We start from the raw sequence: 12,473 nt of genomic DNA on the forward strand, positions 1-12,473 counted from the left end.
CCTGCAAGGCAAGCAGATGGATTATCCTTGTACATGGCGCCTGCATCCCGCACCCGCCACTTCTACCGTATTGCACGCCCACGCCGATCATGAACGCTTCCGACCCCCTCACCATTGCCCAACGCACTTTTCACTCCCGCCTGCTGGTGGGCACCGGGAAATACCGCGATTTCGAAGAAACCCGCCTGGCCATCGAGGCCAGCGGCGCCGAGATCGTCACCGTAGCCATTCGCCGCACCAACATCGGGCAGACGCCGGGCGAGCCCAATCTGCTGGACTTCCTGCCACCCGAAAAATACACGCTGCTGCCCAACACGGCCGGCTGCTACACCGCCGAAGATGCCGTGCGTACCCTGCGCCTGGCGCGCGAGCTGCTCGATGGCCACACGCTCGTCAAGCTGGAAGTCCTTGGAGACGCCGGCAACCTGTTTCCGAACATGCCCGAAACCCTGGCCGCCGCCCGCACGCTGGTGGCAGACGGCTTCGATGTCATGGTCTACTGCAGCGACGACCCGATCCAGTGCCGCATGCTCGAAGACATGGGCGTCGCCGCGGTGATGCCGCTGGCCTCGCTGATCGGCTCGGGCATGGGGATCCTCAATCCCTGGAACCTGCGCCTCATCATCGATCAGGCGCGCGTGCCCGTCCTGGTCGATGCGGGGGTGGGTACGGCCTCGGATGCCGCCATCGCCATGGAACTGGGTTGTGACGCCATCCTCATGAACACGGCCATCGCCGGCGCCCGCGACCCCATCCGCATGGCGGGCGCGATGCGCATGGCGGTCCGTGCCGGGCGGGAAGCCTTCCTCGCGGGCCGCGTTCGGCGCAAATACTACGACGCCGACCCAAGCTCGCCCACCGAAGGGCTGCTGCCCTCGACCCACGCGGCCTGAACTTTTCCCCATCCTGCCCTTTTCAGGGCTTTCGAGCATGCTGATCCCCAACACCCTGTCCATCGCTGGCGTCGACCCCTCCGGAGGGGCCGGCATACTGGCCGACATCAAGACCATGAGCGCCCTGGGCGCCTACGGGATGGCGGTCGTGGCGGCCCTGACGGCCCAGAATACCCGCGCGGTAACGCATATCGCCCCCGTGCCGCCCGATTTCGTGGCGGCCCAGATCGACACGCTGTTCGACGACGTGCGCGTGGACGCCGTCAAGGTCGGCATGCTGGGCCAGGCCGGCGTTACCTACATCGTGGCCGAGCGCCTGCAGCACTGGCAGCCCGGCCACGTCGTGCTCGATCCCGTCATGGTCGCCAAAAGCGGCGATCACCTGCTCGAGCGCAGCGCCGTGGACGCCCTGCGCGAGGCCCTGATCCCCCAGGCCACCGTCATCACCCCCAACCTGCCGGAAGCCGCCGTGCTCCTTGGGGAAAACGCAGCCGACTCCCCCAAGACCATGCGCCGGGTGGCCGAGCGCCTGCGCCGCCTGATGGCCGACGACGGCCCGCGCTGGGTGTTCCTGAAAGGCGGACACCTGCCGGGCAACGACACGATCGACATGCTGCATGATGGCGACCGGCTCGTCGAACTGCCGGGGCGGCGCATCGAGACCCGCAATACCCACGGTACCGGCTGCACCCTGTCGGCCGCGCTGGCGGCCCTGTTGCCACAGATCAGCCCGGTACCCGAAGCCGCCCGCCAGGCCAAAGCCTATCTGGTGCGCGCCATTCAGGCGTCCGACCAGCTCCAGGTCGGTTCGGGCCATGGGCCTGTGCAGCATTTCCATGCCTGGTGGCCGGGCCATCCCCAGGCTGTCCTATAATCTGGGGCACATGAAATTCCGGATAGCGACATGAATGTCAATGATATTTCTGGGGCCGACCGTGCCCGCTTCAACATGGTCGAGCAGCAGATCCGCCCATGGAACGTGCAAGATGAACACGTCCTGCAAGCCATCTTCGACATGCCGCGCGAACAATTCGTGCCACGGCAACTGCGGGCGCTGGCCTTTGCCGACACCGAACTGCCGCTGATCATCGATGGCGTGGACACCCGCGAAACCATGCTGTCGCCCAAGGTCGAGGCGCGCCTGGCCGAGGCCTTGCAGCTGCAGCCCACCGATTGCGTACTCGAGATCGGCACCGGTTCGGGCTACCAGGCCGCCCTGCTGTCGCGCCTGTGCCAGCAGATCACCAGCATCGAGATCGAAAGCCGCCTGACGGCCTTCGCGCGGGCCAACCTGACCCGTGCCGGCGTGGGCAACGTCACCCTCGAAACCGGCGATGCCCATGCCGGCTGGGGGTCTGCCGAGTACGACGCCATCGTGATCACCGGCTCGGTGCCCGTGGTCCCCGATACCCTGAAGTACCAACTGGCCATTGGCGGGCGCCTGGTCGCCATCGTCGGGCACAACCCCATCATGACGGCCTGCCGTATCACCCGCACCAGCGCGGCCAACTTCGAGACCCTCCAGCTCTTCGATACCTGGGCCAAGCCATTGCGCGGCACGTGCCGATCCCGCTTCAAGTTCTGAATCCGCGCACCAGGCCCGCGCATCAGGGGCGCGTGGCCCTGATTTTCTGCAACAAGGCCGTGGTCGAGCGCGAATGCTCGAACGCAATGGCCACGGCTCGCCCGCCCCAGCCGCGTACCGCGGCGGTCTCCGGCAGGCGGTCCATATCGTAATCGCCCCCTTTCACGATGACGTCGGGGCGCAACGCCTCGATGAGTTGCAAGGGAGTGTCTTCGTCGAACAGAGTAACGACAGACACGCTGGCCAGCGCCGCCAGGACGGCTGCGCGGTCGGCCTGCCCATTCAGGGGCCGGTCGGGGCCCTTGCCCAGCCGCCGGACCGACGCATCGCTATTGACGGCCACGATCAAGGTCGCCCCCAGCTGGGCGGCCCGATCGAGATAGGTGACATGCCCGCGATGCAGCACGTCGAAAACCCCATTGGTGAACACCAGCGGCCGCGGCCAGAGACGCGCGCGCACGGCCTGCAGGCAGGCGGCCCGGCCCAGGATCTTGGCTTCGAAGCGCGGGGGCTGCATCAGCGGCATCAGGACACCCCGCCCATGAGCGGCATCAGAGCCCATACGGCCACCCCCAGCCCGATGGCGAGCAGGGCGCATACGACGATCAGCAGGCGATTCGTACGTTCGCGGCCGCGGACCAGCGCCTGCAGCTCGGCATGCAGGGCGCTGCCCTGGTCTGGCCGGCTCAGCTGCGTGTGCACGAGCCGCGGGATCTGCGGCAGCAGCTGCGACCATTGGCTGGCTTCCTGATCCAGCCGCTCGCGCAGCCCGCGCCAGCCGACGCGTTCGTGCATCCAGCGCTCGAGAAACGGCTTGGCCGTCTGCCAAAGGTCGAGGTCCGGGTCCAGTTCGCGGCCCATGCCTTCGACGTTGAGCAGTGTTTTCTGCAGCAGTACCAGCTGAGGCTGGATCTCGACGTGGAACCGGCGCGACGTCTGGAACAGGCGCAACAGCACCTGGCCCAGCGAGATCTCGGCCAGCGGGCGATCGAAATAGGGCTCGCAGACCGCCCGGACGGCGCCTTCGAGCTCTTCTTCGCGGGTTGCGGCCGGCACCCAGCCCGACTCGATGTGCAGCTGCGCCACGCGCCGATAGTCGCGCCGGAAGAAGGCCAGGAAGTTCTGCGCCAAGTAGTTTTTGTCGAACTCGGATAGTGATCCGACGATACCGAAGTCCAGCGCGATGTACTGGCCCAGCGTGTCGGGTTCGTCTGATACGTAGATGTTGCCCGGATGCATGTCGGCATGGAAGAACCCATCGGTGAAGACCTGCATGAAGAAGATTTCCACCCCCTGTCGGGCCAGCCGCGGGATGTCGACCCCCAGGGCCTGGAGGCGGGCCACCTGACTGACCGGCACCCCGTACATGCGCTGCATGGTGAACACCGGCGTGGCGCAGTATTCCCAGATGACCTCGGGCACCCGCAGCAAGTGCTCGCGCCCCGTGCCGGGCCCGAAATTGCGCCGCAACTGGCTGCAGTTGGCCGCCTCGCGCACCAGATCGAGCTCGTCGTGCAGGTATTTGTCGAACTCGGCCACCACTTCGCGCGGCTTCAGGCGCCGGCCATCCGGTGCCAGCCGCTCGACCAGCGCCGCCAACGAGCGCATCAGGGACAGATCGCGTTCGATGGCATCGCGCATGCCCGGGCGCAAGACCTTGACGGCCACCTCGCGGCCGTCATGCAGAACGGCAAAGTGCACCTGGGCGATGGAGGCCGAAGCGACGGGGTCGCGTTCGAACTGGGCGAACAGGTTTTCGGGCGCATCGCCCAGGGCCTCGTGGATGATCGCCGCCGCCTCGTCGGACGGAAAAGGCGGCACCCGATCCTGTAGCAGGGCCAGTTCATCGGCGATGTCCGGCGGCACCAGGTCGCGGCGCGTCGACAGCACCTGGCCGAACTTGACATAAATAGGCCCCAGCGTTTCCAGCGCGACCCGCAGGCGTTCGCCCCGTGGACGGCGCGGGCGCATGCCCAGGCGCACGACCCGCAACAAGGCATGCGCACAGGGGTGCTGCAGGCTGGAGAGCACCAGTTCGTCGAGACGATAGCGCAGACCCACCCAGAGGATGTAGATGAGGCGAAAGAGGGTCATGGCGTGGAATGCTCGAGCCGCTGCAGCCGGGCCTGCAGCGCATCCAGCGCCCCCTGCAATGCATGGCTGCGGGCCTGCAGCCCCTGCAGACCGGTGCGCCCCGCGAGCAGGCCGGATTCTTCGTGCAGATACTCGGCCACCGTGCCCTGCAGCCCTTGCCCCGTGCGCCGCAGGCCGTGCGCCAGAGCGTGCACGCCGCGCGCCAGCCGAACCGCGGGCCAGTTGCCCACGACCCGCGCGAGGTCGTCTTCCATATCCCAGCGCACGGTCGTCGCGAGTTCGGACAATGCCTGCGCCAGTGCGGCGTCCCCTTCGATGCGGGCCAGGCCCGCGACCCCGGCCAGACCGCGCTGTTGCCAGGCGGGCAGAAGCTCGGCGCGCCGGGCGGGCGGGATGGAGAGCACGACGTCGGGCACGATACCGGCAGGACACGCCTGCAGCTGGCCCGCCGGGGTGATGGTAGCCTGCCAGTGCAGCGGCGCGCCAGCCGCCAGGCGGAAGGATTTGCCCGCATGCGCCGCCAGCTGCGCCGCAGACCCGGCTTCTTGCGCCAGCAGGTGGTTGATGCCCCGCAGCAGGCACGTGGAGGGTGTAGGCAGAAACGACGGGATACGCATGGATGGGTGCACCGGGACTACGGAAAACCAGGCGCCCGCGCACTGGGGAACTGACCCGCGGCAGGCGGATCGGCCCCTGGCGCGCCAGAGCCCGTAAAGGTTTCAGTTTACCGGTTTTGAGGCCCCGTCACCCGGCCTGCCCGGGGCCCCGGCTCAGCGCGGCTCGATCTGCTGTATCCCGGCAAGCAGCCAGCCGGCGCCCTGGGCTTTGTAGAGATTCCAGACCTCTTCGAAGCGCGAGGCCTCGGCCCCGGCGCTCTCGCGCAGCATGCCCGAATAGCGCACGCTGGCGAGATGCCCGCCCGCCACCGTCTCGATCCCCATCAGCTCGGCATTGAGCAGCACGACCTCGGTCGTGTTGCCCTCATCGGGCTGCGGCAGGCTGGGCGTGATCTCTACCAGCATGTCGTCGGTGAGCAGCGTCCCCAGCTGGTCGCGGTCACCCGCATCCCACAAGGCCTGGATCCGGACGAACTGCTGCTTGGCCTGGGCCAGGAAGGCCGGCACGTCGAAATCCGCCGGAATGAACCAGCTGGCGTCCGGCGTGGCCGTCGATGCCACGGCCTCGATGGCCGGTACCGCAGCCGCCGATGCGGCGACCGGGCCGGCGGTTTCATGCGCCTGGCGGTAACTGTGCGATCCTGTGGCGCCCTGGCCCGCGCGCGCGGCCGCCATGGGCTGCTGGGCAGCGCGCAGGCGCCGCACCAGGAAGAGGACGGCGAACACCACCAGACCGATCAGCAGGGCGCTGGACAGGAATTCGAGCAAGGCGCCCGACAACCCCAGGCTGGACAGCAAGGCGGCAATGCCCAGGCCGGCGGCGATGCCGGCGATCGGGCCCAGCCAGCGCGACATGCCGGAGCGTGCCGTCGCCCCGGCCGCCTTGGCGCCGGCCGCACCCGCTGCCGGCGCCGCCGTTTGCGGCGTGCTGCGGGCCGCCGGCGGGGTCACCGCTTGGCGCTGTTTCATGATGTTGGAAGACTGGCGACCAAAGCTCAGACCCCCGCCCAACCGCCGCGCTTCGGCATCCTGGGTGACGGTCAGCATGACCACGGCTGCCAGAATGAGCAGCAGGCCAGGAAGCAGGCGAACAAGGGACTGATTCATGATGTCTCCGTCTCGTCAGCCATACAAGCTGACAAAAAGCTGAACGAGATGGGACGGTACCATAAAAATCAGCTCAGGCGAACCCCTTCGTGCAGGGCCGCCACACCGGCCGTGAGATTGAAATACTGGACGCGTTCGAGACCCGCATCGCGCATCATGGCCGCCAGCGTGTCCTGGTCGGGGTGCATGCGGATGGATTCGGCCAGGTAGCGATAGCTGGCCTCATCGCCGGCCACACAGCGGCCCATCCGTGGCAGCACATTGAAGGAATACCAGTCATAGGCCCCTGCCAGCGCCGGGCTGACACGCGAGAACTCGAGCACCAGCAGTTTGCCGCCCGGCTTGAGCACCCGCCGCATCTCGGCCAGGGCCTGCTCTTTGTGGGTCATGTTGCGCAGGCCGAAAGCCACGCTGACCCGATCGAAATAAGCATCCGGAAATGGCAGGCACTCGGCATCGCACACCGCCACGGGCACCACCAACCCGGCATCCAGCAGGCGGTCGCGCCCCACCCGGAGCATGGATTCGTTGATGTCGGTGAGCCAGACTTCGCCCCGGGCGCCGGCGCGTTGCGCAAAGGCGCGCGCGAGATCGCCCGTGCCGCCTGCGATGTCGAGCACTTTCATGCCCGCCCGCACCTGAGCCCGGGCCACGGCAAAGTGCTTCCAGAACCGATGCAGGCCGGCCGACATCAGGTCGTTCATCAAGTCGTAGCGCGAGGCCACCGAATGAAAGACGTCGGCCACCCGCCGGGCCTTTTCCGATTCGGGCACGGACTGGTAACCAAAGTGCGTATGCGGCCCCGGGCCGGTGTCGTGAACAGGCTTGTGCATGATGTGTGTATCGTACCGCATCCGCAACAGTGAAATAATGCCGGCATGACCTTTCACTTCCACACCCCCGCATGACGGCCACCATTCTGGTCATCGAAGACGAGCCGGCCATCCAGGCCCTGCTGTCTCTGAACCTGCAACGCGCAGGCTACCAGGTGCAATGCGCCGGGTCGCTGAAACAGGCGCAGGCCAGTCTCGAGCAGTCCTTGCCCGACCTGGTTCTGCTGGACTGGATGCTGCCCGATGGCTCGGGCGTGCGGTTGGCGCGCGCACTGCGCGCCCACCGGCGCACGCAGGCCATCCCCTTGATCATGCTGACGGCGCGCAGCAGCGAACAGGACATCGTGGCCGGGCTCGAGGCCGGCGCCGATGACTACATCGGCAAGCCTTTTTCGGTGCGCGAGCTGCTCGCCCGGATCCGCTCGCTGCTGCGCCGGCGCACGCCCCAGCTCAGCCCGGATACGGTGCAGGCCGGTCCGCTGCGGCTCGACCCCGAAACCCGCAGCGCCAGCGGCCACGGGCGGGCGCTGCCGATGGGGCCCACTGAATTTCGCCTGCTACACTTTCTCGCGACGCATGCCGGGCGCGTCTACAACCGCAGCCAGCTGCTCGATCAGGTCTGGGGCGAACACGCCGCAGTGGAAGAACGCACGGTAGACGTGCATGTGCGCCGCCTGCGCAAGGCTCTGGCACGCGCCGGGCTGCAGGACAGCATCCAGACGATACGGGGTGCGGGCTATCGCTTCGAGCCCCCGGACACGCTGTAGAACACCATGGGCAAGACTCTCGTTTCGATCGCACTATGGGCCCTGGGCGGCTGGCTTCTGGGCACTTGGCTGGGCGCTGCCACAGGCTGGGCCCTGTTTGCGCTGGGCCTGCTGACGATGATCCTGGTCAGCGGATTGCAGCTTTCCCGCATCGCCCGATGGGTACGCCAGATCGACGACCCGCCGCCCCCATCCGTGGGGCCCTGGGACGAAATCCTGGCCCCTATTTATCGCAAGCTCAAACAGAACCGGCTGGACCTGAAAGAACGCACCCGGCACTTCAACCGCGCCCTGCTCGCCGCCGAGGCACTGCCCGACGGCGCCCTGACGCTGGGCCCGGACCAGGCCCTGATCTGGTGCAACCAAACCGCAGCCGGCCACCTCGGCCTGGATCTCGAGCGCGATCGGGGCCACAGCATCCTGAACATCCTGCGCGACCCCCGGTTTGCGCAGTATGCCAGCCAATCCCAATGGGATAAGCCGCTGATCCTGTCGCGCGGCTATGGCAATCAGCAGCGCACCCTGTCCCTGCACCTGGCGCCCTATGGCGTGGGCCAGTACCTGATGGTGACGCGCGACATCACCCAGATCGAGCGCCTGGAAAACACGCGCAAAGATTTCGTGGCCAACGTATCGCACGAAATGCGCACCCCGCTCACCGTGCTGTCGGGCTTCATCGAAACCCTGCTCGACTGGCCTGCGGCAGACCAGGCCCCCGAAGCCCAACGCCACTACCTGGAGCTGATGGCCGAGCAGGCGCACAACATGCAGGCGCTGGTCGACGACCTGCTGACCTTGTCGGCCCTGGAATCCACGACACAAGAGGCGGGTTCACCGGTGGACATGGCCGCCCTGATCCGCGCGGCGCTGGAACAGGCACTGGCGCTTTCGCAGGGGCGGCACCGCTTCGAGAGCCGGATCGACGATCAACTGCAGGTCTGCGGACAAGCCGGCGAACTGGCCTCGGCGATCGGCAATCTGCTCACCAATGCCGTGCGCTACACACCCGCCGAGGGTTCGATCACCGTCACCTGGGAGCGGCTCGCCTCCGGGGCCGCCGCCTGCCGGGTGGCCGATACCGGCATCGGTATCGCCTCGGCCGACATCCCGCGCCTGACCGAGCGCTTTTTCCGTGCAAACCGGGGGCGTTCCAGGGCCACAGGCGGCACGGGCCTGGGCCTGGCCATCGCACGTCACGTGGTGATGCGCCACGACGCCGAGCTGCAGATCGAAAGCACACCCGGGCAAGGCAGCACGTTTTCCATCATCCTGCCGCCCGCCCGCGTGCTGGCCGCCGGCCCGCCGCACGATGCGCCGGCCGCGCAACCCGCCGGGCCGGCCGCGGGGCCGGATCCAGCGCCGGCGCAGGCCCGGGCGCAGGCTTAGAGGAACAGCTGGTAGGCCGGATTATCCGACTCGTTCCAGTGGGGGTAGCCCAGCGTCGTCAGGAATTCCTTGAAGGCTTTCTTGTCGGACGGCGGCACCTGGATGCCCACCAGGATACGGCCGTAGTCATCGCCCTGGTTGCGGTAGTGGAACAGGCTGATGTTCCACTCTGGATTCATCGCCCCCAGGAATTTCATCAGAGCGCCCGGGCGCTCGGGGAACTCGAAGCGGTACAGGACCTCGTGGCTGGCGAGCTCGGAATGCCCGCCTACCATGTAGCGCAAGTGGGTCTTGGCCATTTCGTTGCCGGTCAGGTCCAGGGTGGGGAAGCCCTGCTTGCGGAAATGGGCGGCCAGCTTCTCGATTTCGGCCTCCGAGCGGATCTGCAGGCCCACGTACACGTGCGCTTTCTCGGCATCGGAGATGCGGTAGTTGAACTCTGTGACCGAGCGCTGCCCGACGGCTTCGCACAGGCGCAGGAAACTGCCGCGTTGCTCTGGCAGCGTGATGGCGAACAAGGCTTCGCGGGCTTCGCCCACGTCGGCCCGCTCGGCCACGAAACGCAGGCGATCGAAATTCATGTTGGCGCCACAGGTGATCGCCACCAGTGTCTTGCCTTTCCATTTGTGCTGCGCCACATAACGCTTGAGGCCCGCCAGGGCCAGGGCACCCGCCGGCTCGAGCACGCTGCGCGTGTCCTGGAACACATCCTTGATGCCGGCACAGATGGCATCGGTGTCGACCGTAATGAAATCATCGACGTACTCGCGCACCAGCCGCAGGGTTTCCTGCCCCACCTGCTTGACCGCCGTGCCATCCGAGAACAGCCCGACGTCGGCCAGCTTCAGGCGCCGGCCCGCCTGCACGCTGCGTATCATGGCATTGGAGTCTTCGGTCTGCACCCCGATCACCTGGATGTCCGGGCGCAGCTGCTTGATGTACGCGGCCACCCCCGAGATCAACCCGCCCCCGCCGATCGCCACGAACACGGCATCGATCGGCCCCGGGTGCTGGCGCAGGATCTCCATGCCGATGGTACCTTGGCCCGCGATCACGTCCGGGTCATCGAACGGGTGCACGAAAGTGAGGCCCTCTTGGGCCTGCAGCCCGGCGGCGTGTTCGGCGGCATCGGTAAAACTGTCGCCATGCAGCACGACCTCGCCCCCCAGCGCCTTCACGGCATCGATCTTGACCTGCGGGGTGGTCACCGGCATGACGATCACGGCGCGGCACTTGAGGCGGCTGGCCGCGAGCGCCACCCCCTGCGCGTGATTGCCCGCCGACGCAGCGATCACGCCGCGCTTGAGCGCATCGGCCGGCAGGTTGGCCATCTTGTTGTAGGCGCCCCGCAATTTGAAGCTGAAGACCGGCTGGGTATCCTCGCGCTTGAGCAGCACCGTGTTGCCGATCCGCCGGGAGATCCGCGTGGCGGGTTCGAGGTCGGTCTCGTGGGCGACATCGTACACTTTCGAGGTCAGAATGCGTTTCAGGTAATCGACGGACATGGCAGAGGCATCGGCGGTTAGGCCCTTGGGGGCACGCGGCTTTGGCGGGCGGCCTTCCAGAAACGGCGCCCGACACAGGCCGAAAGCAAAAAAGAATATCACAGCTCGACAAATCGCCCGCCAGAACGTAGAGTAGCCGCTCGAATGGCAAACCCCCTCTCATGGAACTCTGGCTGCATTCTTTCATCCAGGCCGTGTTGGCGGCCATGGCCCTGCCCCAGGTGGGCCTGCCGGCCATTTTCTTCGTCAGCCTGATCTCGGCCACCCTGCTTCCGCTGGGATCGGAACCCGCCGTGTTCGCGTTCGTGCAGCTGGCCCCGCACATGTTCTGGCCCGCAGTGGCCGTCGCCACCGTCGGCAACACGCTGGGCGGGGTGGTGACTTACGTGATGGGCGCCGGCGCGGAAACCCTGTGGCACCAGTGGCGCCGCCCCCCGGCGGCAGAGCGGGCGTACCCGCCGGCCAACCAGCCCGATGATCGGGGCGCGCCGGCCCGGGCCGGCGGGCGCTGGCACCAGCTGGGCTCGAACTGGTTCGAGCGCCTGGGCCCGCCCGCCTTGCTGCTGTCGTGGCTGCCCATCGTCGGCGACCCATTGTGCGCCGTGGCAGGCTGGCTGCGCCTGCCATTCTGGCGCAGCGTGATGTACATGGCGATCGGCAAGTGCCTGCGCTACATCATCATGACGGCCGCCCTGCTGCACAGCTGGCCCTGGCTGTCAGGCTGGCTGTGAGCGGGCCATGCGCCCGGCTGCGGGCGCGCCGCAGGCCGGCGGTGGAACGGCCCCTTTACGGCCCCGTTATGAAGCCGGATTCGGGGCGGCGTCTGTCTCGGCGCCAAACGCGCAGACGGTATACACCGGCAGGCCTGAATCCCGTACCGCCTGCGACCCCCCCAGATCCGGCAGGTCGATGATGGCCGCGGCCTCGGCCACGTTGGCGCCAAGGCGCTGCAACAGGCGGGCCGCCGCTAGCATGGTGCCCCCCGTAGCGATCAGGTCGTCGATGAGCAACACCCGCTGGCCGGGCCGCACGGCATCGGTATGCATTTCGACGGCCGCATTGCCGTATTCGAGCGAATACTGCTCGGCCACCGTGCGAAAGGGCAGCTTGCCTTGCTTGCGCACCGGCACGAAGCCCAGGTTGAGCTCGTACGCCAGCACAGAACCGATAATGAAGCCGCGCGCGTCGATGCCGGCCACGAGATCGAGGCGCTGGCGCATGTAACGGTACACGAACAAGTCGATCAGCACTCTGAACGAGCGTGGATCCTGGAAGACCGGCGTGATATCGCGGAACATGACGCCGGGCTGCGGCCAGTCGGGTACCGTGCGTATCGTGTCACGCACGTACTGGGCCGGATCGGTTTGCATGGCAACACCCTGAGGGGAAAATGTGAATCGCGCGCCCAGTTTAACAAGCCGTGCGCCACCCATGGGCTTTTCGTGCAGACTGATAAAATGCGCGGATGCACGCACAACCCGAACTGCGCCCGGATGCCATGCGCGCCAGCGCCCGGCGCACCTTCCAAACCGAGATCCAGGCCCTGCAGGCGCTGCAGGCCCGGCTGGGGCCGGCGTTCGAACACGCCGTCACGGCCATCCTCGCCTGCCCGGGGCGCGTGGTCGTCACCGGTATCGGCAAATCGGGGCACATCGCGCGCAAGATCGCCGCAACCCTGGCCTCCAC

At 67.2% G+C, this 12,473-nt stretch carries 13 protein-coding genes and 1 pseudogene; 7 read left to right on the forward strand and 7 right to left on the reverse strand.

The features are described 5' to 3' along the window. Positions 1-89 precede the first annotated feature (89 nt). The 3 genes from WCZ84_RS04465 to WCZ84_RS04475 are packed head-to-tail and all read left to right on the forward strand — an operon-like array spanning position 90 to position 2,478. The gene (locus WCZ84_RS04465) at positions 90-893 is read left to right on the forward strand and encodes a thiazole synthase (RefSeq protein WP_372685059.1); all 804 of its coding nucleotides are present in this window, start codon (positions 90-92) and stop codon (positions 891-893) included. Positions 894-930: 37 nt separating this feature from the next. Then, complete coding sequence (gene thiD, locus WCZ84_RS04470) at positions 931-1,767, forward strand: bifunctional hydroxymethylpyrimidine kinase/phosphomethylpyrimidine kinase (RefSeq protein WP_372685060.1); 837 nt, start codon at positions 931-933, stop codon at positions 1,765-1,767. Positions 1,768-1,797: 30 nt separating this feature from the next. Then, positions 1,798-2,478, forward strand: a complete 681-nt coding sequence (locus tag WCZ84_RS04475; protein ID WP_372685061.1) for a protein-L-isoaspartate O-methyltransferase — start codon at positions 1,798-1,800, stop codon at positions 2,476-2,478. 22 nt (positions 2,479-2,500) lie between these two features. Here the strand turns inward: WCZ84_RS04475 and rfaE2 are convergent, their stop codons facing one another. From rfaE2 to ubiE, 5 genes are all read right to left on the reverse strand, one after another. Next, complete coding sequence (rfaE2, locus tag WCZ84_RS04480; protein ID WP_372685071.1) at positions 2,501-2,995, reverse strand: D-glycero-beta-D-manno-heptose 1-phosphate adenylyltransferase; 495 nt, start codon at positions 2,993-2,995, stop codon at positions 2,501-2,503. Between the two features lie 8 nt (positions 2,996-3,003). Then, on the reverse strand, positions 3,004-4,572 hold the full coding sequence (gene ubiB, locus WCZ84_RS04485) for a ubiquinone biosynthesis regulatory protein kinase UbiB (RefSeq protein WP_372685062.1): 1,569 nt from the start codon (positions 4,570-4,572) through the stop codon (positions 3,004-3,006). Beyond that, complete coding sequence (locus WCZ84_RS04490) at positions 4,569-5,189, reverse strand: SCP2 domain-containing protein (protein ID WP_372685063.1); 621 nt, start codon at positions 5,187-5,189, stop codon at positions 4,569-4,571. Before WCZ84_RS04490 ends, ubiB begins: the two co-directional genes overlap by 4 nt. Positions 5,190-5,342: 153 nt before the next feature. Then, complete coding sequence (locus WCZ84_RS04495) at positions 5,343-6,296, reverse strand: Tim44 domain-containing protein (RefSeq protein ID WP_372685064.1); 954 nt, start codon at positions 6,294-6,296, stop codon at positions 5,343-5,345. Positions 6,297-6,364: 68 nt separating this feature from the next. Then, positions 6,365-7,129, reverse strand: a complete 765-nt coding sequence (gene ubiE / locus WCZ84_RS04500; protein ID WP_372685065.1) for a bifunctional demethylmenaquinone methyltransferase/2-methoxy-6-polyprenyl-1,4-benzoquinol methylase UbiE — start codon at positions 7,127-7,129, stop codon at positions 6,365-6,367. Between the two features lie 71 nt (positions 7,130-7,200). Here ubiE and phoB point away from each other — a divergent pair, with 71 nt between their 5' ends. Next, a complete protein-coding gene (phoB, locus tag WCZ84_RS04505) occupies positions 7,201-7,896 on the forward strand; it encodes a phosphate regulon transcriptional regulator PhoB (protein ID WP_372685066.1) in 696 nt (231 codons plus the stop codon). A 6-nt stretch (positions 7,897-7,902) separates the two neighbouring features. Beyond that, the gene (gene phoR / locus WCZ84_RS04510) at positions 7,903-9,282 is read left to right on the forward strand and encodes a phosphate regulon sensor histidine kinase PhoR (RefSeq protein ID WP_372685067.1); all 1,380 of its coding nucleotides are present in this window, start codon (positions 7,903-7,905) and stop codon (positions 9,280-9,282) included. On the opposite strand, the gene ilvA is transcribed toward phoR, so the two are convergent. Next, complete coding sequence (gene ilvA / locus WCZ84_RS04515) at positions 9,279-10,847, reverse strand: threonine ammonia-lyase, biosynthetic (RefSeq protein ID WP_372685072.1); 1,569 nt, start codon at positions 10,845-10,847, stop codon at positions 9,279-9,281. The genes phoR and ilvA overlap by 4 nt on opposite strands. A gap of 101 nt (positions 10,848-10,948) precedes the next feature. Between ilvA and WCZ84_RS04520 the strand changes: the two genes are divergently transcribed. Beyond that, the gene (locus tag WCZ84_RS04520) at positions 10,949-11,518 is read left to right on the forward strand and encodes a YqaA family protein (RefSeq protein ID WP_372685068.1); all 570 of its coding nucleotides are present in this window, start codon (positions 10,949-10,951) and stop codon (positions 11,516-11,518) included. A 66-nt stretch (positions 11,519-11,584) separates the two neighbouring features. Here the strand turns inward: WCZ84_RS04520 and WCZ84_RS04525 are convergent, their stop codons facing one another. Then, positions 11,585-12,157 (reverse strand): adenine phosphoribosyltransferase, encoded by a 573-nt coding sequence (locus WCZ84_RS04525; RefSeq protein ID WP_372685069.1) that lies wholly within the window; start codon positions 12,155-12,157, stop codon positions 11,585-11,587. A gap of 95 nt (positions 12,158-12,252) precedes the next feature. On the opposite strand from WCZ84_RS04525, the pseudogene WCZ84_RS04530 reads away from it, so the two are divergent. Continuing rightward, positions 12,253-12,473, forward strand: a pseudogene (locus WCZ84_RS04530) (D-arabinose 5-phosphate isomerase); the annotation flags it as partial.

Source organism: Castellaniella sp., from assembly GCF_041675725.1.
Taxonomy (GTDB): domain Bacteria; phylum Pseudomonadota; class Gammaproteobacteria; order Burkholderiales; family Burkholderiaceae_B; genus Castellaniella.

Bases quoted from the DNA above. Each gene is read 5' to 3' on its own strand.
- ubiE (WP_372685065.1), bottom strand. From the start codon at position 7,129: ATGCACAAGCCTGTTCACGACACCGGCCCGGGGCCGCATACGCACTTT.
- rfaE2 (WP_372685071.1), bottom strand. From the start codon at position 2,995: ATGCAGCCCCCGCGCTTCGAAGCCAAGATCCTGGGCCGGGCCGCCTGC.
- WCZ84_RS04490 (WP_372685063.1), bottom strand. From the start codon at position 5,189: ATGCGTATCCCGTCGTTTCTGCCTACACCCTCCACGTGCCTGCTGCGG.
- ubiB (WP_372685062.1), bottom strand. From the start codon at position 4,572: ATGACCCTCTTTCGCCTCATCTACATCCTCTGGGTGGGTCTGCGCTAT.
- thiD (WP_372685060.1), top strand. From the start codon at position 931: ATGCTGATCCCCAACACCCTGTCCATCGCTGGCGTCGACCCCTCCGGA.
- WCZ84_RS04525 (WP_372685069.1), bottom strand. From the start codon at position 12,157: ATGCAAACCGATCCGGCCCAGTACGTGCGTGACACGATACGCACGGTA.
- WCZ84_RS04465 (WP_372685059.1), top strand. From the start codon at position 90: ATGAACGCTTCCGACCCCCTCACCATTGCCCAACGCACTTTTCACTCC.
- WCZ84_RS04495 (WP_372685064.1), bottom strand. From the start codon at position 6,296: ATGAATCAGTCCCTTGTTCGCCTGCTTCCTGGCCTGCTGCTCATTCTG.
- WCZ84_RS04520 (WP_372685068.1), top strand. From the start codon at position 10,949: ATGGAACTCTGGCTGCATTCTTTCATCCAGGCCGTGTTGGCGGCCATG.
- WCZ84_RS04475 (WP_372685061.1), top strand. From the start codon at position 1,798: ATGAATGTCAATGATATTTCTGGGGCCGACCGTGCCCGCTTCAACATG.
- phoB (WP_372685066.1), top strand. From the start codon at position 7,201: ATGACGGCCACCATTCTGGTCATCGAAGACGAGCCGGCCATCCAGGCC.
- phoR (WP_372685067.1), top strand. From the start codon at position 7,903: ATGGGCAAGACTCTCGTTTCGATCGCACTATGGGCCCTGGGCGGCTGG.